Raw genomic sequence first — 26849 nt, forward strand, 5'->3', positions numbered from 1 at the left:
TTTCTCGCCTTTCTGCAGTTACGGATTGTTACCCCGATCATCACGATACTGATCCTTGAGTAATTGGATTTTATGGTAATACTCAGCTATTTCATCAGTAATGAAATGACACTGACCAAGTTTTTGACAAATAATCTTTTTGCCATTGTATCGAATGACGATGGTTTGATCCTTCGGTGAAATTGAAATTACTTCAACGATGAACTCCCTCTGCTGAAACCAACGCCCTCCTATCGCTTCACCAGCGCTATAAGCTTCGTCCCAAAACATAATTCCTTGACTAGTCACCATTGCAAAACCAATGGAAGCCAACTGAAGTCACCACCTGTTGTTAATTAGAACGTATGTTCCCATTCCATTATTCCCACTCGACTAGAAAAAACACATTTCGTGTGCGGCGTTACTCTAAGTCAATAGTCGACTCATTTGACTGTCTGGACAGAATTAGTCGTTTTACTGGTTTGAAGCTAGCAGAAATCGAGAAAACTAGTATGGAGTTGAAACTTAAAGAGGTGATCATATGGCGAGCCTTGAAAAGCGAGGCCCAAATTCTTGGCGCTTCACCGTCGAGCTTGGCTTTGATGCAGAGGGAAAAAGGATTCGTCATCGGAAGTCGGTCTCGGGATTTACGAAAAGGGAAGCAGAGATTGAGCTCGCAAAGTTCATTACCGAGGTTAAATCAGGAAACTACTTCGAACCGGAAAAGATGGTCCTTAGTAAATTCATTGAGGACTGGAAGGTAAAATACGCGGAGAAACAATTAGAGGCTTTGACTTATCGGAACTATATGTTTCACATCAAAAACCATATCCTCCCGTTTTTCGGTCACATGAGATTGGATCAGGTCAAGGCGCTGCACGTTGTGTCGTTTCTCACCTCTCTCTCGTCTCCCACTGCTCGGAAAGACGGGCAAGACAAACTCTTATCCAGCAGCACGATTCAATACATCTACAGGGTGCTTCGGAACATCTTTAACGTTGCCGTTGAGTGGCGGGTCATCAACCATAATCCGGTCGCAGACGTAAAGAAGCCCAAAGTAACTCTGAAAGAAGTTAATGTTTTCAGCGAGGAAGAGGTGGCATCCGTCTTTACAGCCTTAGAATCGGAACCACTAGAATGGCGATTATTGATTACGCTAGCCCTAACTTTGGGAATGAGGCGCGGAGAGCTCCTGGCGTTAGAGTGGCCTCAAGTTGACCTTGAAAATGCGTATCTGGACGTTAAGCAGTCGTTCTCCCTCACACAAAAAGGCAACCCTTTGCTTAAGGTCCCCAAAACCAAAAGCTCTTTGCGCCGCATATCAATACCCAGCAGTTTGATTCCTGACCTTAAAATCTTTCGGGAGAAAATGGCTGCAGAGCGAGAATTATTAGGCGACGAATGGCTCGGCGGGGACCACTGGTTTGTGTTTACCACAACGAACGGAAAAGCGATTTATTACTCCTACGCTTCCCAGTGGTGGAGGAACTTCACTACCCGACATAATATCCGTTACATTCGATTTCACGATCTTCGGCACACATCAGCCACTCTTCTCATCAACCAGGGAGTCCACGCCAAGGTAATTAGCAGCCGGCTCGGCCATGCCAATATTTCCACGACGATGAATATTTACGGGCATGTATTACAGAGCGCTGATCACTCAGCCGCCGAAAAATTAAATGCCTTGCTGCCTAAAAGGTAAGAAGCGATCACTCCCTACGGCAAAAATCTTTACTCCGGAAGGAAACTACCGGTTACGTGCGGCCACCCATGAAGGCGGCTGGGCTGAAGGAGCCAAAGTTGCTTAAAGGCCTTGTAAAGGTAGTGGAACTATTCATACGGTCTCGGTAACTGGGGGGAAGCGAGTGGAGTGGCGACACAATGGGTCACGAGGGGGCGGACTTCTTTATGCGCCCTGCGTCCGCCTAACCTCACGGATCCCATCAATCGGCACAAATCGGATCTCTTCCCGTAGCCGGTCCCTGATCTTAACCTGCGGACACTCATACATCAGGTATCCCTCCTCCCCATCGAAGTTGTAAGCCACAAATTTCCCCCAGTCGAAGTTGCCATCTTCAAATTCCACCTCAATTGTCTCTCCCGCTTTCAATGCTCGGTTTTGCACGCTAATCCCCTTTCCACACGCAAAAAAGCACCCGAAGAACGCGGCGGTTGCCGCATCCTCCGGGTGCTTCCCGGTGTCACCGTTTTTTTCATTGTACTAGTAATTGCTGGGCTTGTCGAGCACCTTCCAAGGATCTGTGTAGACTCAAGGATTCGTGTTTGCTTTGTATAAACACCCAAGTCAAGATCTAGCGTTTTAGGAGTCAGTAGATCATTTGGCCTTTGCATGTTTCCGGTCCTCGGTGATAAGACGCTTAAAATCGGCAACATCCGAGATTCGCTTTTCGCGGGAATACCAGACGAAATTTTCCTTACTCGAGTAGATGAACCGAGTGCCACGAGTGGTGCATGTATTCAGCCAGGCCAGATCAAGCCGGCGGCTCAATTCGAACTTGCGTGGCATAAATGCCTCAAACTGGCCGAGCAACATAACCCGGCTGCTTAACGGTACACTCACTTCCGTATCCCGCAAACCATGGCCTGGAGAGTTAAAGATCCCACTTTCTTTGTTCGTAAGCCAATGTAGACTTACCGGATCATCGGAGCAAACGAAATCGCCGAGCGTGCTCAGACTGTATGTAACCGTCCAATTCCTTGCCGCCAGCGGTTGCAGCACGACATCCATTGCATGAAGCATATCGATCATCTGCATATTGTTGTCAAAGGAGACTGTATAACGTTCCTCTTCTGTAAATGATCGCAGTTGCTCATACGTTACATTATCAGGGAACTCTTCCCCTTCTCGCAGTAATTTTCCGAGGATCGATTTATATTGCTCTTCCGAAGACACCGCCATGTTTAACGTGAATCTTGGCGAGTTGCTCTCTGAATGAGGCATATTTCTCTTTCTGTGAGGGCGTTCGAACAGCCAGCAAAGCGATGTAGTTCATCAGGTAGTTATAGTCGTCGCCGGTTGGCATATGAAGTGTCTCACAGATCGCTTTGATGACCGGGGCTGTTTTCGTCTCCAGATCCATAAAGACGTCCTCGATCACGTCGGGCGTCGTATCCGGCAGATCGACACTGTACAAATCCTTCGCAAATGCAACAATCTTCGGCTTCAATTCCCGCTGATCCCCGGTTTTCGTATCGAACATGTAGAAAGTGCTGTCCTTTGTGCCTTTTTTCGTAAAGCCGGCAAGGTGAAATACAGGCACATAATGATGATTGGTCTTTACGCCATTCTTGCCCATGCTTCACCTTCCGGAATACCGTCTATTGCATACTCTTGAATCGATGTGGGGGTTTAGCGGTTGAGGTGTGGGGTAAGCAAAAAGCTGCAGCTTGCTTCTTTGTAATATACCCGTTATACCTGGTGCTCAGCTCCTCTATACGATTGTTCATATTCCCACCTGTGAGACTTATATTTTTTATGGAATGTCTTATACAGATCATTAGTGTACCCGTTTAATTGATGAATGCCATTATGAATTACTTCTAAATCTCGGTTAGCCGTAGGCACACCTTGGAAAAGGTTCACATGGTTATCAACAGTGTCCTCGATTTTTGCAAGCAATTCCAGCACATCTATTGAAATATTCGCCTGTATGCTTATAAGATCATCAATGATTCTCTTCAAATCTTTATGTACAAAATCAATCATCAAAAAGTAGTTATTAAACTCAAACGGAAGCCTGGGAATTGCACAGCGTTGATGCGGATTTACGCTTAAGCAGTATTGCTTTATTTCTTCTAAACTAGGATTGTAATTTTCAACGGTTTTTTGACTAGCTTGTACAATGGTATCCATCAAGTCATGATTTAGTCTTACAATATCGGCGATTTTATTATGAATGTATACATATAGCTTTACCTTTGCTCTTTCTTTTTCCAAATGAATATTCAGAAAGTAAAAAACAAAACCAGTAATATAAGCAAAGCATAACTTGTACAACATTTCTCCCCATATCGCAGCTGTTGTGAACCATTCAGGTATACGAAATAACACTGAATCAAATAAAATAATTGCCACAAAACAAACGATAAGGATCACGAGTAATTCCTTACGAACAGTTGTTACACGGTTTTTAAAAATCTTTAGTTTATCATTAAGCTCTTTCCACATTCGTCGGACCGGTCTCCCAATTGGAAATGTCGAATCATTTGAAATATACCATAATTTCCCTCAAGAAGATACGACAATAATTTAGTTACCAATTAGTATGCATGTATATGATACACTTTTAAATCTATTTCAGGCACTTGCCTCCACCAAAAATGGGTTCAGACGTTTATTATATAGCGTTACTTTACTACTAATCATTTTCTCGCGAAGCCCGGACTAAACCAACGCGACCAAGTCGAAATGTGTATATCCTCTTTGAAACAACTATTGTGCTTTTTCCGTAATTTTCTTATATTCGATCTGTGCGAAGGCGATTCATTTCATGGAAAAGAAACAGAAGTATTTTTGGGGTATATCGAAACAAGATGAGTTTATTAACTGAAACGTAAACGCAGCCACTTTTCTGGAATTAATTTAGAAACTATGAGAAGACTGAGAATAGTGGTTTATTGGTTTCTGGAACAGGCTAACTACTCATTCGATCAAAATGGACGGGGGAAGAATTAATGAAAATCGAAGATAAGGCAAGAATCGAAGGCGTAATACTAGGTAAGTTGGAAGACATCGATACGTTTGAAAATGAACTCAACGATTGGCTAAAAACTAAAAGCCTTCGATTTGGAGGGATAATCACAGACGAATGGGAAATGAATTATGACGATGAACTTCAACGGCGTAGAACACAAAAAGATAAGAAATAAACGAAAAAGAGCCTCGGAGGAAAATCTCCGGGCTTCTTTTCTTTCTTAAAACAATATGAACTATGGCGCTTTTGGATTTTACCCTTATGCGCTCATCCCTTGTAATACCCCTGCTTATGACCGTCATCATGATCTTATTTTCCACTTCAATTGCCGTCAGTAAACTGTACTCTCCGAGATTAGCGTTCTTTAGATCATCTTCATTCGGACTTTTTCCCTCGTACGTGACGATCCACTATGAGGTAGCCCAGCGGTGCCCATTCGGCATGGCAAATGGCAAGCTCGCATGTGGATAAATAGTTGAGCTCCTCCTTTCCAGCCGTATGTAACAGGCAGTCCAAACCTACTGGATATATCGTAAAGAATGGGGCTACTCAGATACGGCATGGAGATTTTTATATTTCCCTTAGTATCCGTCGTCTCTATTTCGCCAAAGCTATATCACCATCGAGTATTGCCAGAATGCTTTTATCTCTGAGCAATTCGAACATGCACTTTTTTACCTCATTTCAGTTTCTCACCAGAGGCATGATTTCTTCTAATTTGGCAACAATGCGCTGCTGCTCGGCAAGAGGCGGGATCGGAATTACCATCTTCTTTAAGTGGCTTGGCCCATAATGCTTAATAGTTCCGCCTGCCTTTTGTTCATTAACTTGCTTCATATAACAAGGGGATTTGATAAACCATTTAAAGTAATTCTTGTCGATTCCACCATACATCTTGAATCTAATCAAACCTGTATACGGAATAGAGCCAACACATTCTTCATTTACTTCTGCTATTTTATCCATAGAAGCGCTTGAGCTGATTACTATATCCCCTAAATCAAGTCTGAAGTGCGACCACTTTGATACAACCATATCTTCGTCTAAGTAGTTGCATCCTTCTAATGAGACGATGTCAGTTTGCATTCCAGCTATCCTTATTAGTGGAACACCAGTGATTCTAAAATCCACAGCCATTATACCAGGGCCCTCTTGAAACAACGACATGTCTGAAATGAACATCCAATTCCATGAATCTGGAATCTCAAATGGAATATAATCATTGTTAGTAATTGCACCACGGAATGCTTCTTTTTTGTATTTTCCTTCCTTTATAGAACGAGCTTTATCATCCCTACATAATGGAAGAAGTTCATCCGCTGTGCCTTCCTCTGGGCGCTGCTCGACAAGTTTACCTTGAATCGCCAGCTGCAGGATGGATTTCTGCATATCGGTGGGAAAACGCTTATTTATATCTTCCAGCTTGCTCCACGCCTGTTCATAGCGGTCGGTGTACGGCAGCCGCTTTGTCCCTCCAAGAATAGCCGTGATATCAGCAAGTACCCGGTCAATCTCGGCATTCAAAGATGCCCTCTGCTCCTCGTACCGCAGAATTAAATCCATCGGGTTAAGAACCTCTTCTTCCTCATGTGGATAGCCACACTGATCGAGGTTATACCCCAACCCCTCGGAAAGCTGCTGGACTGTGTATTTTTTTGCCTTGTCAAAGCCGTCTACGCTGAGTTCCTGCCGATTATCCCACCATTCGACTACCGGTGCGAAATGCTCTAGTTTCATAGGCTTTGTTTTGGAGAAGTGCTTATAACCCTCCGGCTTATCCAAACGGTAGTACCATGTCTCCGTGGTAGGCTTTGTTCGGTCGAAGAACAGAATGTTCGTGGTGATAGGGGTATATGGAGAGAACACGCTACCCGGCAGACGGATAATAGTGTGCAGATTAAATTCAGAAAGCAGTTTCTTCTTGATGGCAACCTTGGCATTGTCTGTGCCGAACATAAAACCATCCGGCAGGATAACAGCCGCGCGGCCGTTTTTCTTCAAGCGGTACATGATAACAGACATAAACAGATCTGCCGTTTCACTGCTGGCAAGGTCGGATGGAAAATGGTTCTTAACCGCTGCCTTTTCGCTGCCGCCATACGGAGGATTCATCAAAATTACGTCAAACTGATCGTCTTCCGTATAATCCAGTACATTACGCAGCAGAGAGTTGTCATGATAGATTTTCGGTACGTCCAGACCGTGGAGCAGCATATTCGTGATGCAAAGTATGTACGGAAACTGCTTCTTCTCAATGCCATAGATGGAATTATCATAATCAGCCTGGTCATCCGTGTTCTGAATTAGTGGAGCCAGTTCTTTCAGCCAGCTTGTGATGAAGCCGCCGGTGCCGCAGGCAAAATCCGCCATCTTCTCACCGATTTTTGGCTGAATCATTTTTGCCATGAATTCCGTTACCGCACGAGGTGTATAAAACTCACCGGCAGAGCCTGCACTCTGCAATTCGCGCAAGATGGATTCATAGATTTCACCGAATGCATGGCTTTCCTCATAGTCACTAAAGTCCAGTTCGTCAATGACGTTGATAATCTGACGAAGCAGGACGCCGTCTTTCATATAGTTGTTGGCATCTTCAAAGGTCGTCTTTACAATGGACTTTTTGATGGGGGTGTCCGGGGTGACATTCAGACCCTTGAGCGTGGGAAACAAAGTGTTGTTGACAAAGTTCAGTAGCGTATTACCGGTCATGGCTTTGCCACTCTTGTCATCAACGGCCCAACTGCTCCAACGGCATTCTTCCGGGATAATGGACTGATAATCGTCCTCATCCATTTCCCAGTCCTGCTCCTTGGAGTCATATACCTTTAAAAAGAGCATCCACGCAATCTGTTCGATGCGTTGGGCGTCTCCGTTAATACCGGCATCGTTGCGCATGATGTCACGGATTCTCTTCACAAAATTTGATAAACTCATAAAATTAACCTACCTTATAAAGTTCTTTTTCCAGTTCCCGGATGGCTTTCAAATATCCTTCTTTTCCGCCGAAGTACTGAGCAATCTTTGAAGGCTTTCCAAATTTAAGGAATGGGTCAAGCTTCAAAATTTCTGTTTTCTCAATCTCATAAATTCCTGTATTCATATACTTGTCAAGGAGCGCTTCCAGGACGTCACGAGCCACACCTTTAAACCTACTAAGGAAATCACGTTTTTTCACGTTGTTAGCACGTTCAATCCGGGTCAGAGGCTTCTGGCTAAACGCGACATGGCATATGAAATCAAAATCGTCCACATCGGACATATTCTGATCAGCCTTCATGACTTCTAAATCGATGCCGCGCTCCAATAGCAAATCACGTATGCTTTCTTTCTTCTCCTCGGCAGACCACTGTTGTATGAAATTATCAAGAGAAGCGTATGTACCGAGAATGTTGGATTTGGTATAGTCCACAATGCTTTCCTGACGGAGCAGTTTTCCGTTGGCGTCATAAACCGAAACAGTCTTGCCTATCACCTTGACCGTACAGCCGTGTTCATCAACGATTGGCTTTTCTTTCGGATCAGGGCCGGGGCCGGGAAGTGTTACAGGGCCTGTTCCACCAGGCTTTGTGCCACCTTTGCCGTAATCATCATCCTGCTCAATAGGACCGTCCCAATCAGGGTCTGCAAACAGGCGCGTGACATTGCGGAAATCCATGACCATAAAGTGCGTTTTACCTTCCTTCTCACGGAGCCGAGTGCCGCGACCAATGATCTGCTTGAACTCGGTCATAGAGCCAATCATTTGGTCGAGGACAATCAGCTTGGTCATCTTGCAGTCTGCGCCGGTGGAGAGAAGTTTCGATGTGGTCGCTATCACAGGGTACAGAGCAGAAACAGAGATGAAATAATCCAATTTGTTCTTGCCATATACATCGCTCCCGGTAATGCGTACAACATAATCCGGGTTCTTCTGAACCATATCAGAGTTGAGGTTGGTCAGCGCAATCCGCATCCGCTCGGCGTGCTCCTCCGTTGCGCAGAACACAATGGTTTTCTGCATTCTGTCCGTACTTTTCATATATTCCGTAATTTCGCGGGCAACCTCATATGTGCGATCTTCAATGATGATGTTGTAATCAAAGTCGCTGTTAGTGTAGATTCGGTCTTCAATTTCTTTGCCGTTCTTATCCAACTGTCCTTTATATGGACGCCAGCCTTCGCCTATGTTGGTACGGATGTTGATTACCTTGAACGGAGCAAGGAAACCGTCCTCAATACCATCACGCAAACTGTAGGAGTAAATCGGCTCACCGAAATAATCGATGTTGGAAATGTATTTTGTTTCCTTTGGCGTAGCGGTCATACCGATCTGCGTGGCCGAGGAGAAGTAATCGAGTATCTTACGCCAGTTGCTGTCCTTCTTTGCGGAACCCCGGTGACACTCATCCACGATGATGAGGTCGAAGAAGTCCTTCTGGAAAAGAGACGCAAATCGCATGACGGGATCGTCATCCGGAGCACTGTCATCGTTGTCATCATTTCCAGCAAGCTGCTGGTACAACGAGAAATAGACTTCATGAGAAGTGATGGTGATGGGGTCATCTTTCGTAAAATTAATTTTATGGATTGTCTTTTCAAGCGGAGCAAAATCCTGCTGAATGGACTGGTCAACAAGAATATTACGGTCAGCAAGATACAGCACCTTTTTCTTCATGCCACTTTTCAGCAAACGGTAGACGATTTGAAATGCCGTGTAGGTTTTTCCAGTACCGGTAGCCATAACAAGAAGAAGGCGCTGCTGCCCCTTGGCAATAGCGTCCACAGTGCGGTTGACTGCATTACGCTGATAATAGCGCGGAGTATAAGTTGTCTGGCTTGTATAATATGGCTGAGAGATGATGTGTTTTTGCTGATTATTAAGACCGCTACCACCATTGGCTTCTGCCTGGTATCTGGAGATCAGTTCATCGGGAGAAGGAAACTCAGACAAAGAAATCTGTCGTTCCTGTCCAGTCAGAAAGTCGTGCTCATAAAAAGCATCACCATTAGAACTGTACGCAAACGGCACATCAAGCATCTGCGCATAGGTCATGGCTTGCTGCAAACCGAAGGATACCGTATGATTGTTATCTTTGGCTTCAACTATAGCAATCGGGTTGTTGACATTGATATAAAGAACATAGTCTGCCTTTTTCGGCTTTTCACGGAACACAAGATTACCTTTGAGGTTGATTTTACCGTCTGTAATCTTGGTTTCCATCGTAATATGGTCAACGTTCCATTTTGCGGTTATTGCCGGAGTGATATAGCGGAGCTTGATGTCTTCTTCAGTCATCTGTTTTTTGTCCATCACAAAATATCGCTCCTTTCCTCATCCGGTATGTAGTCCACAACGTCACCGTAATTACAGCCAAGTGTACTGCAAATCTTATCCAGAACATTTAGCATTACTGGCTCGTCTCGGCGTAGCTTGGTCATGGTGTTCGGAGACACGCCTGATGCTTTACGCAAGTCTGCCTTGCTCATTTTTTTATCAACAAGCAATTTCCAAAGTTTATTGTACGAAACAGCCATAATAAGCCTCCTATACAACATTACGAAATATTATATCATTTAGTCTGAATATTTCGTAAGGTCTTGCGAGAACTTCGCAAAAGGAGAAAGTCAGCAAAAAAGAAAGACTACGCAAAAGCAGCCTTAAAACCTTAGGTTCAGTCTTTACTTTCAAGTCTCCGCTTGAATAGAGTCGGTCAATAATTTACTTGTTTCAGGCAAATCCCTTTCCCATTCGGCGGTTCCTTCTGAGACATCATTCCCGTTAGCTACATAGAAGCCCCTAATCTAACTTCAAAATGGGGAATGAGATAACGCCAAGCCGGTATCGGCGGTCTAATTGAATTCAAAGAAGGTGCGAAATATCCACGATTTGGGAATCACGAGAGTTAAGTGGGTGGAAAGAGGAAAATCCCTCCACCAATAGTGCACTGGAGGTGAGAGCTCCGTCCATCATAATTTTTTCAGGTATTCTTTTAATATCATCCATGAAGTGTCACCGCTTCCGTTGGATCTGTATTCTTTCAAAATTATTTTAATTTACTATCAATCCTTGTCAGTAATTGAATAACTTCAGAAAATCCAATAAACAAGCATCCAGTAATAATGCCTGAAAACATATAAGCAAGAACATTCTCTTTGTCAGGTATTTGTATGAGACCTGAAATCACACCACCTATAATTGTGAGCCAGCCGATAATATTAATTATTTCACCAACGGTATTTTTCTTTATCTCATTTCGTGGTGGGTCTTGACTGATGTAATTTTCCTTACCGTCCCACTCAAAAGAACCTTCAGAAACCTCCACTTTGCCTAGAAACGGAAGTTCACCTACACGCACGCTTTCTCTTAGATGTTTTATCGAGGCTAGTTCTTTAGTGACTTGTTCAGTTAGAGACCAGTCGTTCTTTTCTCTTTTAACGTATATTTTCAAAAAGAGACATCCCCCATCAAATGAATACTTTGCAAAAAAAGCCTCAGAGCGGTGCTACCGCTTGAGGCTTTTTTACCTGTGCTTCCGGATTATTTCCATAATATCACAATTCAGATCTATTGTCTATAATGTCGATTTTTGAATGTTTGTAGTTCTTAAAGTGCTCGATAAAAGTGTTATTCGGTTCTTTCTTCAATTGAGCCGCCAACAACTTCCAAGAAGCCAGCAGCGCATGACTCTAATGGAAGTAAAACGTTGCAAAAAAATAAAGCTTAGTATTAGTTTGCCACGGTGGCAATTTATTGAGTTAAGTAACAGTAGTTGTAGCTTAACTTAAATAATTGCCAAGTGAAGAAAACCCGCGGAGCTACTTTGTGTCCGCGGGTTTTCCTTCATTAACATTATCTATAGTCATTGTCAATTTGAACTTTTGGCTATCAATTGCTTACCTAAAATAACTTTTGGCAAGGTAGCCCGAATGTCAGTTGCACCCGGCACTCAAGTTATTGAGGTCATCCCCATATTCCTTGACTGGTTCCCACGAAGTAACTTACGGCCACTCCGCATTTCAAAGATTGAGAGTACCAATGTAGTTCAAATGCTTGTGCTGGGTCATACGCTCGTCATCGAGGAAATCCACATAGTATTTAAATTCCGAAACGTATACATGTACTTTCTTATAGCCACAATCAAACATAATATCACCGGCAGAATTTTGAGTGATGGTGTTATACCCTTGATAATAATTTAAGTATTCTGATGATGCTTCTCCGATTACGATTATTTTGGGCTTCATCTTCTCTAGTAACGCACCTGGAATCTTACCGCTATTCCGTCCATGATGAGGAGCGAATAAAATATCTACCTCAGGCCAATCCACATGTTCCTGAATCTTTTCCATGAAGTCTGTTTCCAGATCACCCATCCAAAGGGCCTTTACACCGTCTTCTAGATAATATTTTATGATTGCCGAAATATTATTAGGGCTTTTGCCTTGTTTCGCATTATCTAAAGCCTTTATATAATCGATGTTATTCAGATCCGGCCAAAGAATATTTATTCCCGAGCTGCCGCGTTCATCATCCCCTATATTCATCCACTTACGGCTGCAATCCTTATATATATGAAATGCTACCGATGAATTTCGCAGTTCGCAGTATTTTTGAAAATCAACACTTGGGTCGGCCTTTGTTGCCTCATTCATTACACAATAAAAATTTTCTATCCCCATTTTCTCCTCTAGGTATGTAAGGCCAAGAATGTGATCCTCGTCGGGATGAGTGGAAATGAATCTTTTTATCCCTTTATCCCTGGACTCCGTAATCAGTTCACCTACTATTAGATCCTTTTTCTCATCATCAAGACAACAATCAATAATAGTGAAGTTATCACTATTGTGCTGAATGTAGAATGTGTCGCCGTCTCCAACTGAGAATGATTTTATTATACTCATTTGGATCCTCCCGACTTATTAGTATTTAGCTCGTCGCAAACCTCGAGTAGTGTCCGAGCATAAGCCATTGCAGTCGTATGAACAACGTGCTTCGTCACTACGATTAATACAGTAGTAATGGCAATGCTGTAGATGATAGTGATCCAATACAATGGTGGAACGTTGTCTAATCTAAGTTCATAACGCGAGTAAATGTATGCCGAAGTGCTAAGCAACACCAGCACGTTAAAAGGAATGGCAAATGGCCGTAAAGCCCAAAAGTTTCGAACCCCCCCATAGTTAATGTTTTCGTGAAAGAGTAAGGAATATTTATTGGTGTCCCGTGTTTGGGTGATTAGCCATTTAACCGCCGACTGATATATCTCGTCGGCTTTTTTTGGATCCTCCATCTCCTCCTCTTTAGTTGGCATACTGAGATTCGGTACGTTTTTACTAAGAAAGTCGTGGTATCTTGCCTTTGTGTACGAATCAAAATAAGTATCCCTATGCCTTAAATGCCTAGTCGTCGGCAATCCTTCCCATGATGCTATTAGTTCTTTTTCTTTCTCTTTTCCTATTTTTCTAACAACTTTGGTCAAAAAAGACAATGCCAACACCAAAAATATTAAACCTGCTGTGATATTTGGGAGCACTCGCAGCTCTTCGATCAAACAATATGCCGCAATGTAGAACGGAGAAATGATGACTAAAACCGGGAACAGGCGGGTGTTTCGCTCGTATCGGTTAAAAATTAGTTTTACGATATTCATGAATAGCCCCTTAAAAGTGACAAAGTTGTGAGGATTTAGATCAATGATAAGAGATAAGAGAGCTGATGTAAACAAGAAAATCACGAACACACGTTTGCTATTCCCGCAACTTTGGCTTAAGCTCAAGTCATAACCACTGGCTTAGCCGATGGCTTCCATCAGCCCTATAAGGGCATGGTGCAAGCAAGCGCCTCGGTACTGTTATTCATGACCTTGTCCTCCTTGGACATAAAAAAATAGGGAGGCGTGACGTTAGTCGCTCTCCCTAGAAATGCATTTATTAGTCGTGTTCATCAATGTATTCCTTAAAGTGTCCCCATGCTTCGGCTTCTGGGTTTATCTCTCGATCTTCATCATAGTAATCTCTTTCATTATAGTAATTCTCGTCGCCTGGCTTATAAAACCAAGGCATCGCCTCTTCTTCAGCAGATACTTGGTCATTTTCATTGTTATCATGCGACCTAATTACGGATCTGGTTGAGAGTTGTATTAAATCAGCAATTATAAATAGCCCGTTGTTGTAAGTATCGTCATCGAATCGGTCTTGAAATCCGGAATAACTATCAAGGATTAAGTTATGAAAATATTCCATCTCATTATCGTGTGGCATCATTCCTGTAATTAATGAGTTGAATAATACTTTTACATTTTTTTCTTTAACATATTGAATAACTTGATGCTTTTCTATTGTCTTGCCCTTACGAATTGCTTCTATTATTGAAATGTTAGTCCGCGTTAGCATATCAAGATGTCTTTGATGTTGAAACTCCATCTTTACTCCTCCATTAACGTTTTAATTTACAATTCGACACCAGGAGGGGATTCCCTTTAAATTCCCTTTAATATGCTGAATCAATGAGGTTGGAAGTGTTTTAGGAACTTTATCTTGCGATTATTGGAATTATTCTCAACGGCTTAAAGATAAAGATCATATATTCTGCCCGATCGCAAAACAGGCTGCCGTTGTTGTGTTCGGCAGCCTATTGTCGTTTACTATTGTACACATTCGAATAACAGCATCCAGTATGTAATCAGTACCGCTGTCTGGCTCTCCTTCTACCTAATTTATTTAACTCGGTAAAAATGCACCCGCAACTTCTAGTACGACCTGTTTTCAGATTGACCTTGAAAACCAGTTTTAACTTGCCACAGGTGCATTTACAGAGATACTTGTGATTCGAGTCACGTCGACGCGCATATAAAGAAATGACCGTTAAACGTTCAAATGTTCTACCAAAGTACGAATCGACTTTTTGCGCTTCTCCGGAGGTCATAAACCCATCCTGGTATTTCCTCATCGGTTGAGGGATTTGCTTTGGGTGGTGGGTACATATGTTATTCGCCATTTATTTGACCAACCCTGCCAACCACGCCTTATCAGTAGTCCCGCCACCTAGCCCCGGTTTTTTTTATGGATGAAAACCCAAAGCATACTGCTTCCGCACATATCGGTGATCGCGTACGGCACATCATTGAATTCACATACATGAACAGACGTAATGCTCCCTTAATGTCTCAGGTATTCGATGACGTTCTTTGTCGGGAAAATACCGCGCCAGCTTAGCTCGCCAGTGTCCAGACTTGCTTGTTCAAATGTCCCCATTATGTCCCCATTAATGATGTTAGATCCTTCCTTCAACAAAGTAAGTGCAATTACATAACAAAAAAATCCCATGCACCGCAAGGGATTTCACTTCCTAAGTATGGTGCGGTCGAGAGGACTCGAACCTCCACGGTATTGCTACCGCCAGCCCCTCAAGCTGGTGCGTCTGCCATTCCGCCACGACCGCATATGTTACTTATGATTTCCGCCCCAACCGGTGAGTATGGGACAAAAATGGTGAGCCATGAAGGACTCGAACCTTCGACACCCTGATTAAAAGTCAGGTGCTCTACCAACTGAGCTAATGGCTCGCATGGTGACCCGTAGGGGATTCGAACCCCTGTTACCTCCGTGAAAGGGAGGTGTCTTAACCGCTTGACCAACGGGCCTCACGGGCTTCTGAAACTAGTCGCTTCAAGCTTTCCCGTTTCAGACGACAAAATTGATTATATCTGAATCCCACCGGGAAGGCAAGCATTTTGATGGACTTTTTTGCCCGCCAATTCCTGTAAGTTGGTATCGGCACAGCCTGCACACTTCTTGCTAAAGTTTCAACCCCGTTTCAATTCGGTTAAACAGGTATAGCGGCAACGAATAGGAGGCTAACGCTATGAGCATCAGACATGGAATCACCCACGCGAGACAGCCTCGCAAACTGCATGACGGCACTTTATACTGGCCGAAAACGATGCCGCACATACCCGCTTATCCGATGCTTCGCCGGCGCGAGGAAACCGAGGTTGCCATCGTCGGCGGGGGCTTGACCGGCGCGATCTGCGCCGCGATGCTGGCCCGCAGCGGCATTCCCTGCGTGCTGATCGAAGGCAAACAAGTCGCATCGGGAAGCACGGCGGCAAATACCGGACTCATACAATTTTGCAGCGATATTATGCTGAGCGAGCTGATGGGCAGAATCGGCGAGAAGAATGCCGTGATGTTTTACCACGCCTGCCGCAAAGCTTTGGTCACCCTCGCCCAGCTGTCGTCTGACACCGGCGAAGACACAGGTTTTTATACGCGAAGCAGCCTGTATTGCGCTTCATGCGAGGATGATGTAGCCAAGCTGATTCGCGAATATACGATGCTCCGGAAGTACGATTTTCCGGTGAGCTGGGGAATTCCGGCGCGTGTCGGAGGCAAAATCTCCGAAGTGAAAGCCGGCGCACTGACGACCCACGGAGATGCGGAAATCAATCCGCTCCGGCTGACGCATGCCCTGCTCGCCTACGCGGTGCGTCTAGGCGCCCGAGTTTACGAAAATACCGGTGTTCTGGAAGTCGGAAGGATGAACGGCCGGTTTACGCTGTTGTGCCAAGAAGGCGAAATTCTCGCCCGGCGTGTGGTCAAGGCCACCGGTTATTTGCCGGGAATCGTGACACCGAGCTCCGCCGGCGCTCCGATCCTGAAGCGGTCATTCGCGCTGGCCACTGTTCCGGGCCAAGTCCCGGATGAATGGCCGGATCATTATATGATGTGGGAAACCGCACGCCCTTATTTCTACTTCCGCACAACGCCGGACGGACGAATATTGGCTGGAGGTTCGGACGACAGCCTGTACGATCCGACCTGCGACGGGAAGCTGCTCACCAACCGCACCAACGGTCTGTTGGCGCAGCTCGGCGAATTGTTTCCCGGTCACGAGTGGCAAGTCGAAGACGCATGGTGCGGCACGTTCGGCGAATCCTCCGATGATCTGCCTTTCCTTGGCGAACATCCGGATCAGCCGGGCATCCATCATGCGCTGAGCACCGGAGGCAACGGAACCATTTACAGCGTCATTGCCGCGTCCTTGCTCCAGGACCGGATATTGGGACGAGACAATCGTTTGTCTTCGCTCCTCTCGCCCGGCCGACGCACGGTGGATGCATCATATATGCCGCATATTCCTAACAGTCCCGACCATTCCGCTTCGTTATTCGCATAACCTGGCGGCATACCAAAAAGAGCCCTTCGGCGCAGTGGCCTCCGGGCTCTTCCTTACAATGTCACTTGTTGTCATGAATGATGATGGCGGAGAGAGAGGGATTCGAACCCTCGCGGCTGTTACACCCTAACGCTTTAGCAAAGCGCCCCCTTCGGCCTCTTGGGTACCTCTCCATATGGCTCCCCGAACTGGACTCGAACCAGTGACAACACGATTAACAGTCGTGTGCTCTACCAACTGAGCTATCAGGGAACATTCAAAAGTGACAGTAATAAATTTAACATGAGACCAAAATGAAGTCAAGCATTCGCGGCGCGTTTTTTACTGCCATTTTATAGTTGGGAATAACAGGTTAAATCCTGCGTCCCTCATGGCTTGGCGGCGTGGACGGCGACATCTTTCTGGAGCAGCTTAAGGCGGCCCCTGCAGCGTCCGCAAGCATATTTGCGGGGATCCGTCCTCCGCTTTCGCGGATAGGTCATCCCGCAATCCCGGCAGACGAGCAAGTACTTTACAGGCAGCGTCCGCGCGGCTCCCGGCAGCGGACGGCAGTGACGCGTGGCGCCGACTTTCGCGAGCAGCTCTTTGAAATCTGCGTCGCGGTGCTTGTATCCTTTGCCCTGCAAATGCAAATGATAATGGCACAACTCGTGCTTGATGATCGCCTCGGTCTCTTCCCGCCCATGAACGGCGAGCTGATGAGGACTGATTTCGATATGATGGCTTTTGGTGAAATAGCGCCCGCCGGTGGTGCGCAGCCGTGCATTGAAAACCGCTTGATGCCGAAAAGGGAGTCCGAAAAACGCGAGCGATACTTTTTCCACCCAGGCTTGCAGTTCTTGATTATCCATGGCCGGATCTCCTCCCCTTCATCGCATGGCTTCGCATGATTGCATTGTAGGCTTGGTCCACGCTGCACTGTCAAGAAGAAATTGATGACAGCGGCAAGCGCGGACCTGCACGGTGATACGCCGCTCTCCATATGCTAATACTACATTACAGGAAACGACGACGGGAGGTTGACGTTCTATGCCGCAGTGGCTCAGCAATCAGCTGATGAGAGCGTTCCAGAAAAAAGACCGCCGGCAGATTCGTCTGCTTAACGACTGCTGGTACTATTATCGCGCCAAACCCGACAAAACGAAAAATACCGGGGATGCCGGTTGGATGAATTGACGGCCGATGAAAAGAGCCTTCGCAAGAACCGTTGTCAGACGGTTGTTGCGAAGGCTCTTTGTATAAATCCCCCAAAAGTGACGTATTGCTTCCTGCCCGGGGTCCCCAAAAAGTAATCGGAAAATACTTCGAAGGCTTACGTCACTTTTTGGGGAGAAAGTCAGGGGGGACCCCCGTTCAAATCTTAGATCCCCCAAAAGTGACGATTAATTGTTCACTTCGTTCCAGAACGTCACGTCTTCGATCGGCAAGCGAGTCGTCCCGTGCGCGGTCTTAGCGGCTTTGCCGATCGGGATCAGCATGACCGGTACATAGCGGTCGCCCAGGCCGAATGCTTCGGCGAATTTCTCCCGGTTATAGCCGCCCATCGGAACGGTGTCGTAGCCTTTGGCCTTCGCGACCAACATCAGCTGCATGGCAGCGAGAGAGGCGTCGACCACGGCTACCTCGCGGCTCATTGCCGGCGGAAGCGACGAATACAAGTTCACCGAGTTTTGGGTAAACGTCTTCGCGAGTTCCTCCGCCATGTAGCCGGCTTTCACCGCCTGGCCGTAAATTTGCTCGGCGTTGCGGTATGCTTCTTTATCGCCAAGAATGGCAACAACGGCAGACGCGTCCACGACTTGCTGCTGATTGTTGGCGATCGGCAGCAATTTCTGCTTCTGCTCCGGCGTGTCGATCACCAGAAAGCGGGTGTGCTGCATGTTGGACGAAGAAGGAGCCAGCATCGTCAGCGAGAGAATTTCTTTCAGCTCCTCGCGAGGGATGACGACCTTCGGGTCATATACGCGAACCGAGTGGCGCTCCCGAACCACGTTCAAAAATGCCTCTTCATGCGCTGTTGTAATCGTGGATACACTCATGAAATTTCCTCCTTGATGATCCGTACCTCGTTGTGTGATTTTACTGAGTATCTCCATACACAGTTTAAACCATGCGATTGTCAACTGAGTGAAAAATCACACAGTTAGTACCAAAGAAAAACGGCCCATAACTGTAACCGTGACTTGTACAGTATACGACCGTCTTCAGGAGATGTCAACTTGTGGGTTTACGCCCGACAACGCTTGCGTTTTGTCCGATAAATCGGCGATGGTATACCTTCTTAGCACTTCCCGAAGGCTGCGGTCCATCTCTTGCGTCAACTCTTGAAAAGCCGCCTTCATCTCCTGCCCGAACGGGTGAGAGCCGGTCGTCTCTTTGATCCCGTAACACAACGGATCGCCGACCTGCAGGGCGGTGTACACTTCTTCCAAAGTGAGGGTCCGCGGATCTCTCTTGAGCCGGTAACCGCCTTCGCGGCCTTCCCGGGTCTCCAATAAGCCTTCCTTTGCCAGAACGGCCAATATTCTTCGCAGCAGCGTCGCTTCCGATTGGAGATATCCCGCAAGCTCGGCGCTCGGGCACGTTTGGATATGTTCTTTCGATAGAATGACCAGCGCCTGCAAAGCCAGGCCGAACCATTTGGGATGATAATTCCCGATACACTTCTCGACTTGCATGATCGGATCTCCTTCCTCGCCGGCTTTGGAAGATCGAAGCGGATTTCCCTGCATTTTACCATGAAAATCCGGACCCGCCAAGGCGAATCCGGGTGTTGAACCTGAGCAAATTATTGAGGCTTGCGCATCGTCAGGCTAACTCGGCCTTTCTTCAGATCCGTACCGATCACCCACACGTTCACCGTATCCCCGACGGCCACCACTTCCGTGGGATGTTTCACGAATTTCTCGCTCAGCTGCGAGATGTGCACGAGACCGTCATTTTTGATGCCAATATCGACGAAAGCGCCGAAATCCACCACATTGCGGACGGTGCCCTGCAGCTCCATGCCGGGCTTCAAATCTTCGATGTCGAGCACATCGGTATGGAAAATGGGCGGAGGCAGCTCCTCCCGCGGATCGCGTCCGGGGCGCATAAGACTGTCCACAATGTCGCGGAGTGTAGGTACGCCTACTTCCAGCTTGGCGGCCACTTGTTCGACTTGGAGCTGCCGCAGCTTGTCCTTGAGCGGCTCCGTGCCGATGGCCGTCCGGTCCAATCCCAATTCCCGCAGCAGACGTTCGACCACCTCATAGGATTCGGGGTGAATCGGGGTCCGGTCGAGCGGGTTGCCGCCGTCCGTAATGCGCAGGAACCCGACGCATTGCTCGAACGTTTTGGCGCCCAGCCGCGGTACCTTTTGCAGCTGCTTGCGATCCGCGAACTTGCCCAGCTCTTCTCTGGCTTTCACGATATTGCGGGCCAGCGTGCCGTTAATGCCGGATACGTACGACAGCAAGGATGGTGAAGCGGTGTTCACATCCACGCCTACATGGTTAACCGCCGACTCCACGACGCCGGACAGGCTTTCATCCAGCCTCTTCTGCGACACGTCGTGTTGGTACTGGCCAACGCCGATCGCTTTGGGCTCGATTTTCACGAGCTCCGCCAGTGGATCCTGCAGCCGGCGGGCGATCGATACCGCGCTCCGCTCGGCGACGTCCAGGTCCGGGAATTCCTCCTGCGCCAGCTTGGACGCGGAATACACACTGGCGCCCGCCTCGTTCACAATCAAGTATTGCAGCTCACGCTCGGGCATTGCTTTGATGATCCCCGCGACGAATTGCTCGGTCTCCCGGGATGCGGTTCCGTTGCCGACCACGATTAATTGAACACCGTACTGCTGGATGATGCGGCGGAATGTCGCTTCCGCTTCGGCTTTTTTGTTGTGAGGTGGAGTCGGGTAGGTGACGCCCACCTCGAGAAGCTTGCCGGTTTCATCCACCACCGCCAGCTTGCAGCCGGTTCGGTAAGCCGGGTCGACACCGAGCACCACGCGGCCTTTCACCGGCGGCTGGAGCAGCAGATTGCGCAAGTTTTCCGAGAAGATACCGATGGCGTGCTCCTCCGCCTTCTCCGTCAGCTCGCCGCGCAGCTCCCGCTCAATGGACGGCGCAATCAGGCGTTTGTACGCGTCTTCCGCCGCTGCGGCCAAAACATCCCGAGCCACCGACGGGCCTTTGATCACGCGCCGGTGCAGCTCCTCCACGACACGCTCGGTCGGAACGTCAATCGAGATGCCGAGCACATCCTCCCGTTCGCCGCGGTTAATCGCCAGCACACGATGCGGAGGAAGCCGTTTCACCGGTTCGTTGTACTGGTAATACATCTCATACACAGACTCGGCTTCCGGATCTTTCGCTTTGCTGTGCAGCACGCCGTTGTCCCAGGTGAACTTGCGGACCCAGCGGCGAATATCGGCATCGTCGGCGAGCATTTCGGCGATGATGTCCGACGCGCCTTGGACCGCCTCCTCGGCGTCATTTACACCTTTGTCCGCATCTATGTATTTGGACGCTTCTGCATGCAGGTCGCCTTGGCGAGGCTGCGAGATCAGCCACTGTGCGAGCGGTTCTAGACCTTTTTCCTTGGCGACGCTTGCTCTCGTTTTGCGTTTCTGCCGGTATGGCCGGTAAAGGTCCTCGATCTCCTGCAGCTTCACCGCTTTGCGGATGGCCGCTTCAAGTTCAGGCGTCAGCTTATCCTGTTCGGCGATGAGGCGGATCACTTCGGCTTTGCGATCTTCCAGACCTTTGAGGTAATTCCGCCGGTCCTCGATCGCACGCAGCTGATTCTCGTCCAGTTCGCCGGTCATTTCTTTCCGGTATCGCGCAATAAAAGGAATGGTGTTCCCTTCATCCAGCAGCGATGCCACCGTCCGCACCTGATTCGGCGACAAACCCAGTTCTCCGGCGATTTGCCGGATCATCCGTTCCGCCAATTCGCGGGCCGCTTTATCTACAGTTTCCGTCATCTTCGTTTCGTTCCTCCTTGGCTTTGAGGCAAACAAAGGAGCGCCTCCGGCAGGAAGCGCCCGTTATCACATCCATTATGACTTGACGATTATCGGGAAGCAAGAAACAAAAAACGCCCGAACCGGGCGTTATGGTTAAAAATCGATCAAGCCGACGCTGATTTGCAACGCTTCGTTCACCTTCAGCATCGTATCTTCGTCCAAATGCGTGATTTTGTCCGTGAGCCGCTGCTTGTCGATCGTGCGAATTTGTTCGAGCAGGATGACGGAGTCTTTCTCCATCCCGTGCGTCTTCGCTTCGATCTCCACATGCGTCGGCAGCTTCGCTTTTTGGATTTGTGCCGTAATGGCCGCCACGATGACCGTTGGACTGAACCTGTTGCCGATATCGTTCTGGATTACCAGCACGGGGCGTACGCCGCCCTGTTCGGAGCCGACCACCGGTGATAAATCGGCATAAAATACATCCCCGCGTTTGACGATCACAAGGTTACACCCCGCTTACGAGGCGCCCGAGCGTGCTTTCCGCATCTTCTTCCGCGTGGAAGGCTTCTGATGCCATGTTCAGATTGATCTTTGCCATTTCCAAATACCCGCGTTGCATGGCGTCGCGGATCATCCGTTTCTTCCGGTCGACAAGATAGTGCTTCATCGCCTGGCGGATGATTTCGCTCCGGTTCGTATTCTCCTTCGCTACCACGAAGTCCACTTCCCGCAGCAGATGATCCGGCAAACTGATCATGATGCGTTTTGTATGTTGGTAATTGGCCACCGAACAGCACCCCCAAAGATTTTCCAGACCCGAGCCTAATTTCCAGTATGCATGTCACAGATACATTCTATACGACCTATGCCGTTACCATTCGCGGTCGGACGGCGATTTCCTTCCGGACCGCGCAAAAAACGCTTCCCATCTAACCTAGCAACGGATTGACAATCGAAACGATTTGCCCGTTCTTCACGTAAACGCGCGGAACCCGGGCTGACAGCATGCATGTCAGCTCGTAGTTGATCGTCCCCAGCTTGGCGGCGACTTCTTCTATACGAATGGCTGCGTCTCCTTGCCGGCCGATCAGGACCACTTCTTCCCCGATCGACAGTGGATCGGCTCCTGCTTGCCGCGCATCGTCCAGCCGAACCATACACTGGTCCATGCAGATCGTGCCGACTACCGGCACGCGATGTCCACGCACAAGCACTTCGGCTTTTCCGCTCAGCATGCGGCTGAAACCATCCGCGTAACCGACCGGCAGCGTGCCGATCGTCTCTTCCCGGTGTGTGAAATACCGCGTTCCGTAGCTGATTCCTTCATCGGCGGCCAGCGTCTTCACGTGGACAAGCTTCGTCTTCAGCGACAGAATCGGCTCCAGCTCGATCGAATCCCGGTTGACTTCGTCACTCGGATAAAGACCGTACATGCTGATGCCGAGCCTTAACATGCCGCCCACGTGTTCCGGCAAATCGATTCCGGCTGCGCTGTTGCCTGCGTGAATAATGGACAGCGGCAGCTGATGCCGCCGAACATAATCCACCACACCGCCAAAACGCTCCACTTGCATCATGGTATAAGATTTATTCGTCTCGTCTGCGCGCGCGTAGTGGGTGAACATGCCTTCCACTTCGAGCTGCGGAAGACGACAAGCCCGTTCGAGAAACGATTTGGCCGCGCTGCCTGGCAACAACCCTAGCCGTCCCATGCCGGAATCGATTTTGATATGGGCTTTCAGCTTCTTGCCTTGTGCCGGCAAATCTTCCACGGCATTCAGCATTTCTTCCCGATACAGGGTCACGGTAATATCGTGTTCGCGCGCTGCAGGCAATCCTTCCGGCGGCGTATAGCCCAATACGAGAATGGGCGCGCGAATGCCCGCCTTCCGGAGTTGAAGCGCTTCATCGAGGAAAGCGACGCCGAAGTAATCCGCGCCGGCCGCTTCCGCTTCACGCGCCGTTTCCACCGCTCCGTGCCCATATGCGTTCGCTTTTACGGACGCAAGCAGCTTCGTACCTGCGGGCAAACCGCTACGAAATTTCCTTATATTGCGTGAAAGGGCATCGAGGGAAATTTCAGCCACGGTCGGCCTGTAATAGCAGTCCACGTTCCGATCACCTTCCCCGCTGCATACTGCGATAAAATAATGTTAACGGTCGGGGGAGAGGCTGTCAATCGAGAAGGGACAGGCAACGTTTTCCTGTCAGGACGCCGCCGGCGGACGAAGAGCCGGCGACGGCCGCCGGCTCCCGCTTCATCCTGTTATTTGCCGGAAGCTTCCTCCATGGATTGAGCCAATATCGCCATGCTGTCATCCGGAAGATCCGCCGTCGTCAGCCGGTATTCCATGCCGCGGTAGCTCCAGGTCAGCGTGCGGACATCCCCTTCCGTCAGGAAGCCCATCGTGAAGCCAAGATCCAGAGATTTGCTCTCGGAACGAGAGGCCATCCGGTCTTTCGACGGCATTTCGACGATCGTGAAATTATAGGTGCCGCCGTACCGGAGCATGTAACCGTCCTTCTCGCCGAGCTTGACCTCTTTTTCATCGAGCAGCTCGACGCCTTCCGGCAGCGCCTCAGGGTCCGGTTGTGTAAAGACGGGCTTCTCCTGCACCGCCGGCGGAGCCGTCGTCTCATCCGCAGGTGTCTTGGACGCATCGTGGCTTGGCTGCCCGGAAGTGGGATCTTCTCCATCCGCCCGCCCGTCCGTTGCTTGTACGCCGTCTTGGGCGGTATCATCCGTGCCTGACGTCTGCGAATTCGGTTTTTGCTCCATATTGCGGTTCATATCAAAGGCGGAGTTATCGAACTTTTTATCGAATTCGAATTGATCGAACGTAACTTCCACCATCACCTTATTGTTCGTATCCGTGACTTCCACATGACGCGGCTTGAAGTTGTCCTTGGCCAGCCAAATCTTCTGGCGGGCGAACGAACCGTTCTGATAGTTGCCGGCCATCACATCGAATACGTAGTCATTCTTATCGGTCGTGAACTTGCGGGTTTCATCCCTCACAATGCTCTTCACGAGGGTCTGGTAGAGATACACTTGTCCTTGATTTTCCGGCCAGTCACTTTGGAACCGGTAGCTCTTATTGAGGCTGGGTGTGAGCACGAATACCCCTTCGTCATTGCGGAGCACGATCTGTGTAATATCGCGCTTCTCGTTCGTTAACGCGATCCGGTAGAAACTCGGTTTCTGGTACCACACTTCCACCTTGTAGTTGAGCGGCTGCTGACCGGTATGAAGGGTCATGGTGCCGCTCCCTTGATAACTTTCCATTTTGGTCATGACTTTGTCCAGGTCCTTCACGATCGACGTCGCGTCCTTGCTTCCGCATCCCGACAGGATGGCGGTAAAAAGCAAGGCGGCGGCAGCGATCCACGGGATCCGTCGACGACGCATGAGCTCCACCCCTCTGCACATTGGTTTATTCATGCTTCATGTCTATGAGGGGACTTGACCGATTATGCAGACTAGCATGACAAGCTGCATTGGAAATGGATGAAGGGACCCTCAGGGGGTCCCTCCGTCATGTGTGACCTATTTCAATTATCACCAGCCGAAATCGAGCGTCTTCCCCGTCTCCGCGTAGGTTTTCACGTTGCTCAGAATCATCGGCCAGCTTTGTTTCGTGCTTTCGTAGGAAGGATGCCCTTCCGGCCACCGGTCGTTCACGAGCGTCAGTTTGGTGCATGAGCCTACGGACTCTAAACTCATCGTGACGCGGGTTTCCAACTCGGCGTGATTCTCGCGGTACGACGGACCGGGGTGCTCCGTATAGCTCATCCGTTTGTTCGGCTCAAACTCGAGCACGGTGCCGTAGACGTGAACCGTCTCCTCTCCGTCGTTGCCGGGACCGACATATTCGTACGGGGATCCGATTTCAAATGTCGATCGCAAAACGCTCCCGAAAAAGATCGCTTTCGTTCCTTCCGGCGTGACGAAGATTTTCCAGACGTCTTCCGGCTTCGCGTCAATATAGAGTACATAGCTAAGTTCGTCCATCTTTTACCTCCATATAATCGTGATGGCATTGCGTGAAACCTGTACCGCTGATACTCTCCATAATAGAACATGTTTGACAGCCGGTATTGTAAAAACGCGACAGATATTCTGGTATCCGGAGGTTCGCGATGAATCGGAAGGTTGGAAAGTCCGACAAAGGAATCTTGAAAGCGGACGCGGCAAAACAGTTGTTTACGCTGGACCGTTACGAGCCGTCCCCTGACCTCAGCGCGTATATCGAGCATTATTGGATAGTCCGGTGGGACTTGCGCGGGCGGGAGCCGTACCGGCAGGTGATCTTGTCGTACCCCAACGTCAACCTTGCGTTCGAGAAGGAACGAGGCGGAATCTTCGCGGGGGTGTACGGCGTACCTATCTCCGCTTACACCCGTCATTTGCAGGATCAAGGCCATGTGATTGCAGCCAAATTCAAACCCGGCGGGTTTTATCCGTTCTGGAAACAACCCGTTGCTCGACTCCACGGGCTTACCGTTCCTTGCGGCGAGCTGTTCGATTCGGATCTCATCGAGTCATTCGGCAGAGACATATTTGCCGCGATAGACGGACAGCAGATGATCGAACTGCTGGAAACGTTTCTTCGGCAGCGGAATCCGGAGCCCGACGACAACGTGAACTTACTCTCACGCATTGTGCAAACCGTTATCGACGACCGGGACATCGCCAAGGTCGAAGACATTGTGGTGCGCTTCGGCATCAACAAGCGATCCCTGCAGCGTTTGTTCAACCGCTACGTCGGAGTTACCCCCAAATGGGTCATACAGCGTTTTCGTCTGCAGGAGGCGGCGGAACGTTTGGAAAAAGGAGAAGTATCCGGTTGGCCGGAACTGGCGGTTGATTTGGGATACTACGACCAAGCTCATTTCATCAAAGAATTCAAAGCGGTCATCGGCCAATCTCCGGAAGAGTATATGAGGGAGCTCGGCAATTAAAACGCCCCCGCATCAGGGTCCGCATGCCGAATGTGTTATGATACGGGTTAGTAAATACGGCATTTTATCAAAAAGA

Annotated in this window: 26 protein-coding genes and 5 tRNA genes; 5 read left to right on the forward strand and 26 right to left on the reverse strand. The window is 48.5% G+C overall.

Annotation, left to right across the window (positions count from 1 at the left end; genetic code table 11):
- Positions 1 to 18: 18 nt before the first annotated feature.
- Positions 19 to 312 carry a hypothetical protein gene (locus E5161_RS07435; protein WP_136777093.1) on the reverse strand — a complete coding sequence of 98 codons (294 nt, stop codon included), beginning with the start codon at positions 310 to 312 and terminating at the stop codon, positions 19 to 21.
- A gap of 208 nt (positions 313 to 520) precedes the next feature.
- On the opposite strand from E5161_RS07435, the gene E5161_RS07440 reads away from it, so the two are divergent.
- Complete coding sequence (locus tag E5161_RS07440) at positions 521 to 1684, forward strand: tyrosine-type recombinase/integrase (RefSeq protein ID WP_136777094.1); 1164 nt, start codon at positions 521 to 523, stop codon at positions 1682 to 1684.
- A 204-nt stretch (positions 1685 to 1888) separates the two neighbouring features.
- On the opposite strand, the gene E5161_RS07445 is transcribed toward E5161_RS07440, so the two are convergent.
- From E5161_RS07445 to E5161_RS07460, 4 genes are all read right to left on the reverse strand, one after another.
- The gene (locus tag E5161_RS07445) at positions 1889 to 2068 is read right to left on the reverse strand and encodes a hypothetical protein (RefSeq protein ID WP_136777095.1); all 180 of its coding nucleotides are present in this window, start codon (positions 2066 to 2068) and stop codon (positions 1889 to 1891) included.
- Between the two features lie 249 nt (positions 2069 to 2317).
- Positions 2318 to 2902: a DUF4238 domain-containing protein gene (locus tag E5161_RS07450; protein WP_136777096.1), complete on the reverse strand. Its 585-nt coding sequence runs from the start codon at positions 2900 to 2902 to the stop codon at positions 2318 to 2320.
- Entirely contained in the window at positions 2874 to 3299 is a 426-nt protein-coding gene (locus tag E5161_RS07455; protein WP_136777097.1) for a DUF4238 domain-containing protein, read from the reverse strand. Before E5161_RS07455 ends, E5161_RS07450 begins: the two co-directional genes overlap by 29 nt.
- Before the next feature lie 113 nt (positions 3300 to 3412).
- Positions 3413 to 4171, reverse strand: coding sequence for a hypothetical protein (locus tag E5161_RS07460; RefSeq protein WP_136777098.1), 759 nt, complete (start codon positions 4169 to 4171; stop codon positions 3413 to 3415).
- A gap of 506 nt (positions 4172 to 4677) precedes the next feature.
- On the opposite strand from E5161_RS07460, the gene E5161_RS07465 reads away from it, so the two are divergent.
- Complete coding sequence (locus E5161_RS07465) at positions 4678 to 4872, forward strand: hypothetical protein (protein ID WP_136777099.1); 195 nt, start codon at positions 4678 to 4680, stop codon at positions 4870 to 4872.
- 509 nt (positions 4873 to 5381) lie between these two features.
- Here E5161_RS07465 and E5161_RS07470 read toward each other — a convergent pair.
- The 10 genes from E5161_RS07470 to E5161_RS07515 all read right to left on the reverse strand — a co-directional run bounded on the left by E5161_RS07470 (position 5382) and on the right by E5161_RS07515 (position 15319).
- Positions 5382 to 7631 (reverse strand): N-6 DNA methylase, encoded by a 2250-nt coding sequence (locus E5161_RS07470; protein WP_136777100.1) that lies wholly within the window; start codon positions 7629 to 7631, stop codon positions 5382 to 5384.
- A gap of 4 nt (positions 7632 to 7635) precedes the next feature.
- Positions 7636 to 9987 (reverse strand): EcoAI/FtnUII family type I restriction enzme subunit R, encoded by a 2352-nt coding sequence (gene hsdR, locus E5161_RS07475; protein ID WP_136777101.1) that lies wholly within the window; start codon positions 9985 to 9987, stop codon positions 7636 to 7638.
- Positions 9987 to 10211 (reverse strand): helix-turn-helix domain-containing protein, encoded by a 225-nt coding sequence (locus E5161_RS07480; protein WP_136777102.1) that lies wholly within the window; start codon positions 10209 to 10211, stop codon positions 9987 to 9989. The genes hsdR and E5161_RS07480 overlap by 1 nt, the downstream gene beginning before the upstream one ends.
- Before the next feature lie 509 nt (positions 10212 to 10720).
- Entirely contained in the window at positions 10721 to 11125 is a 405-nt protein-coding gene (locus tag E5161_RS07485; protein ID WP_136777103.1) for a hypothetical protein, read from the reverse strand.
- A 568-nt stretch (positions 11126 to 11693) separates the two neighbouring features.
- Positions 11694 to 12578, reverse strand: a complete 885-nt coding sequence (locus E5161_RS07490; protein ID WP_136777104.1) for a ComEC/Rec2 family competence protein — start codon at positions 12576 to 12578, stop codon at positions 11694 to 11696.
- Positions 12575 to 13327 (reverse strand): hypothetical protein, encoded by a 753-nt coding sequence (locus E5161_RS07495; RefSeq protein ID WP_136777105.1) that lies wholly within the window; start codon positions 13325 to 13327, stop codon positions 12575 to 12577. Before E5161_RS07495 ends, E5161_RS07490 begins: the two co-directional genes overlap by 4 nt.
- A gap of 280 nt (positions 13328 to 13607) precedes the next feature.
- On the reverse strand, positions 13608 to 14099 hold the full coding sequence (locus tag E5161_RS07500; protein WP_136777106.1) for a hypothetical protein: 492 nt from the start codon (positions 14097 to 14099) through the stop codon (positions 13608 to 13610).
- Between the two features lie 932 nt (positions 14100 to 15031).
- Positions 15032 to 15117: transfer RNA gene (locus tag E5161_RS07505), tRNA-Leu, on the reverse strand.
- A 48-nt stretch (positions 15118 to 15165) separates the two neighbouring features.
- Positions 15166 to 15241: transfer RNA gene (locus E5161_RS07510), tRNA-Lys, on the reverse strand.
- 3 nt (positions 15242 to 15244) lie between these two features.
- Positions 15245 to 15319, reverse strand: a tRNA-Glu gene (locus E5161_RS07515).
- Between the two features lie 221 nt (positions 15320 to 15540).
- On the opposite strand from E5161_RS07515, the gene E5161_RS07520 reads away from it, so the two are divergent.
- Positions 15541 to 16854: an NAD(P)/FAD-dependent oxidoreductase gene (locus tag E5161_RS07520; RefSeq protein ID WP_136777107.1), complete on the forward strand. Its 1314-nt coding sequence runs from the start codon at positions 15541 to 15543 to the stop codon at positions 16852 to 16854.
- An 84-nt stretch (positions 16855 to 16938) separates the two neighbouring features.
- Here E5161_RS07520 and E5161_RS07525 read toward each other — a convergent pair.
- The 3 genes from E5161_RS07525 to E5161_RS07535 all read right to left on the reverse strand — a co-directional run bounded on the left by E5161_RS07525 (position 16939) and on the right by E5161_RS07535 (position 17705).
- Positions 16939 to 17027: transfer RNA gene (locus tag E5161_RS07525), tRNA-Ser, on the reverse strand.
- Positions 17028 to 17030: 3 nt separating this feature from the next.
- Positions 17031 to 17106 (reverse strand) — tRNA-Asn (locus tag E5161_RS07530).
- Between the two features lie 116 nt (positions 17107 to 17222).
- Complete coding sequence (locus tag E5161_RS07535) at positions 17223 to 17705, reverse strand: SprT family protein (protein ID WP_136777108.1); 483 nt, start codon at positions 17703 to 17705, stop codon at positions 17223 to 17225.
- A gap of 178 nt (positions 17706 to 17883) precedes the next feature.
- On the opposite strand from E5161_RS07535, the gene cmpA reads away from it, so the two are divergent.
- Positions 17884 to 18030: a cortex morphogenetic protein CmpA gene (cmpA, locus tag E5161_RS07540; RefSeq protein ID WP_136777109.1), complete on the forward strand. Its 147-nt coding sequence runs from the start codon at positions 17884 to 17886 to the stop codon at positions 18028 to 18030.
- A gap of 206 nt (positions 18031 to 18236) precedes the next feature.
- Here the strand turns inward: cmpA and E5161_RS07545 are convergent, their stop codons facing one another.
- The 8 genes from E5161_RS07545 to E5161_RS07580 form a co-directional block, all read right to left on the reverse strand.
- On the reverse strand, positions 18237 to 18893 hold the full coding sequence (locus E5161_RS07545; RefSeq protein WP_136777110.1) for a nitroreductase family protein: 657 nt from the start codon (positions 18891 to 18893) through the stop codon (positions 18237 to 18239).
- A gap of 165 nt (positions 18894 to 19058) precedes the next feature.
- Positions 19059 to 19532: an Rrf2 family transcriptional regulator gene (locus E5161_RS07550; protein ID WP_136777111.1), complete on the reverse strand. Its 474-nt coding sequence runs from the start codon at positions 19530 to 19532 to the stop codon at positions 19059 to 19061.
- Positions 19533 to 19642: 110 nt separating this feature from the next.
- The gene (locus E5161_RS07555) at positions 19643 to 21826 is read right to left on the reverse strand and encodes a Tex family protein (RefSeq protein ID WP_136777112.1); all 2184 of its coding nucleotides are present in this window, start codon (positions 21824 to 21826) and stop codon (positions 19643 to 19645) included.
- Between the two features lie 135 nt (positions 21827 to 21961).
- Positions 21962 to 22312 (reverse strand): type II toxin-antitoxin system PemK/MazF family toxin, encoded by a 351-nt coding sequence (locus E5161_RS07560; protein WP_136777113.1) that lies wholly within the window; start codon positions 22310 to 22312, stop codon positions 21962 to 21964.
- Positions 22313 to 22316: 4 nt separating this feature from the next.
- Positions 22317 to 22598 (reverse strand): CopG family ribbon-helix-helix protein, encoded by a 282-nt coding sequence (locus tag E5161_RS07565; protein WP_136777114.1) that lies wholly within the window; start codon positions 22596 to 22598, stop codon positions 22317 to 22319.
- 142 nt (positions 22599 to 22740) lie between these two features.
- Positions 22741 to 23922: an alanine racemase gene (gene alr / locus E5161_RS07570; RefSeq protein ID WP_136777115.1), complete on the reverse strand. Its 1182-nt coding sequence runs from the start codon at positions 23920 to 23922 to the stop codon at positions 22741 to 22743.
- A gap of 155 nt (positions 23923 to 24077) precedes the next feature.
- On the reverse strand, positions 24078 to 25220 hold the full coding sequence (locus E5161_RS07575; protein ID WP_136777116.1) for a LolA family protein: 1143 nt from the start codon (positions 25218 to 25220) through the stop codon (positions 24078 to 24080).
- Positions 25221 to 25370: 150 nt separating this feature from the next.
- Positions 25371 to 25823: an SRPBCC family protein gene (locus tag E5161_RS07580; protein WP_136777117.1), complete on the reverse strand. Its 453-nt coding sequence runs from the start codon at positions 25821 to 25823 to the stop codon at positions 25371 to 25373.
- 128 nt (positions 25824 to 25951) lie between these two features.
- Here E5161_RS07580 and E5161_RS07585 point away from each other — a divergent pair, with 128 nt between their 5' ends.
- On the forward strand, positions 25952 to 26773 hold the full coding sequence (locus E5161_RS07585; RefSeq protein WP_136777118.1) for a helix-turn-helix domain-containing protein: 822 nt from the start codon (positions 25952 to 25954) through the stop codon (positions 26771 to 26773).
- Positions 26774 to 26849 lie beyond the last annotated feature (76 nt).

Origin of the sequence: Cohnella pontilimi (genome assembly GCF_005049045.1) — a bacterium.
GTDB lineage: Bacteria > Bacillota > Bacilli > Paenibacillales > Paenibacillaceae > Cohnella > Cohnella pontilimi.

What these genes read in the sequence shown, in the direction of transcription:
- E5161_RS07480 (WP_136777102.1), bottom strand. Translation starts at nt 10,211, where the DNA reads ATGGCTGTTTCGTACAATAAACTTTGGAAATTGCTTGTTGATAAAAAA.
- E5161_RS07580 (WP_136777117.1), bottom strand. Translation starts at nt 25,823, where the DNA reads ATGGACGAACTTAGCTATGTACTCTATATTGACGCGAAGCCGGAAGAC.
- cmpA (WP_136777109.1), top strand. Translation starts at nt 17,884, where the DNA reads ATGCCGCAGTGGCTCAGCAATCAGCTGATGAGAGCGTTCCAGAAAAAA.
- E5161_RS07500 (WP_136777106.1), bottom strand. Translation starts at nt 14,099, where the DNA reads ATGGAGTTTCAACATCAAAGACATCTTGATATGCTAACGCGGACTAAC.
- E5161_RS07520 (WP_136777107.1), top strand. Translation starts at nt 15,541, where the DNA reads ATGAGCATCAGACATGGAATCACCCACGCGAGACAGCCTCGCAAACTG.
- E5161_RS07555 (WP_136777112.1), bottom strand. Translation starts at nt 21,826, where the DNA reads ATGACGGAAACTGTAGATAAAGCGGCCCGCGAATTGGCGGAACGGATG.
- E5161_RS07490 (WP_136777104.1), bottom strand. Translation starts at nt 12,578, where the DNA reads ATGAGTATAATAAAATCATTCTCAGTTGGAGACGGCGACACATTCTAC.
- E5161_RS07585 (WP_136777118.1), top strand. Translation starts at nt 25,952, where the DNA reads ATGAATCGGAAGGTTGGAAAGTCCGACAAAGGAATCTTGAAAGCGGAC.
- E5161_RS07455 (WP_136777097.1), bottom strand. Translation starts at nt 3,299, where the DNA reads ATGGGCAAGAATGGCGTAAAGACCAATCATCATTATGTGCCTGTATTT.
- E5161_RS07450 (WP_136777096.1), bottom strand. Translation starts at nt 2,902, where the DNA reads ATGGCGGTGTCTTCGGAAGAGCAATATAAATCGATCCTCGGAAAATTA.
- E5161_RS07470 (WP_136777100.1), bottom strand. Translation starts at nt 7,631, where the DNA reads ATGAGTTTATCAAATTTTGTGAAGAGAATCCGTGACATCATGCGCAAC.
- E5161_RS07550 (WP_136777111.1), bottom strand. Translation starts at nt 19,532, where the DNA reads ATGCAAGTCGAGAAGTGTATCGGGAATTATCATCCCAAATGGTTCGGC.
- E5161_RS07545 (WP_136777110.1), bottom strand. Translation starts at nt 18,893, where the DNA reads ATGAGTGTATCCACGATTACAACAGCGCATGAAGAGGCATTTTTGAAC.
- hsdR (WP_136777101.1), bottom strand. Translation starts at nt 9,987, where the DNA reads ATGGACAAAAAACAGATGACTGAAGAAGACATCAAGCTCCGCTATATC.
- E5161_RS07440 (WP_136777094.1), top strand. Translation starts at nt 521, where the DNA reads ATGGCGAGCCTTGAAAAGCGAGGCCCAAATTCTTGGCGCTTCACCGTC.
- E5161_RS07575 (WP_136777116.1), bottom strand. Translation starts at nt 25,220, where the DNA reads ATGCGTCGTCGACGGATCCCGTGGATCGCTGCCGCCGCCTTGCTTTTT.
- E5161_RS07460 (WP_136777098.1), bottom strand. Translation starts at nt 4,171, where the DNA reads ATGTGGAAAGAGCTTAATGATAAACTAAAGATTTTTAAAAACCGTGTA.
- E5161_RS07495 (WP_136777105.1), bottom strand. Translation starts at nt 13,327, where the DNA reads ATGAATATCGTAAAACTAATTTTTAACCGATACGAGCGAAACACCCGC.
- E5161_RS07465 (WP_136777099.1), top strand. Translation starts at nt 4,678, where the DNA reads ATGAAAATCGAAGATAAGGCAAGAATCGAAGGCGTAATACTAGGTAAG.
- E5161_RS07535 (WP_136777108.1), bottom strand. Translation starts at nt 17,705, where the DNA reads ATGGATAATCAAGAACTGCAAGCCTGGGTGGAAAAAGTATCGCTCGCG.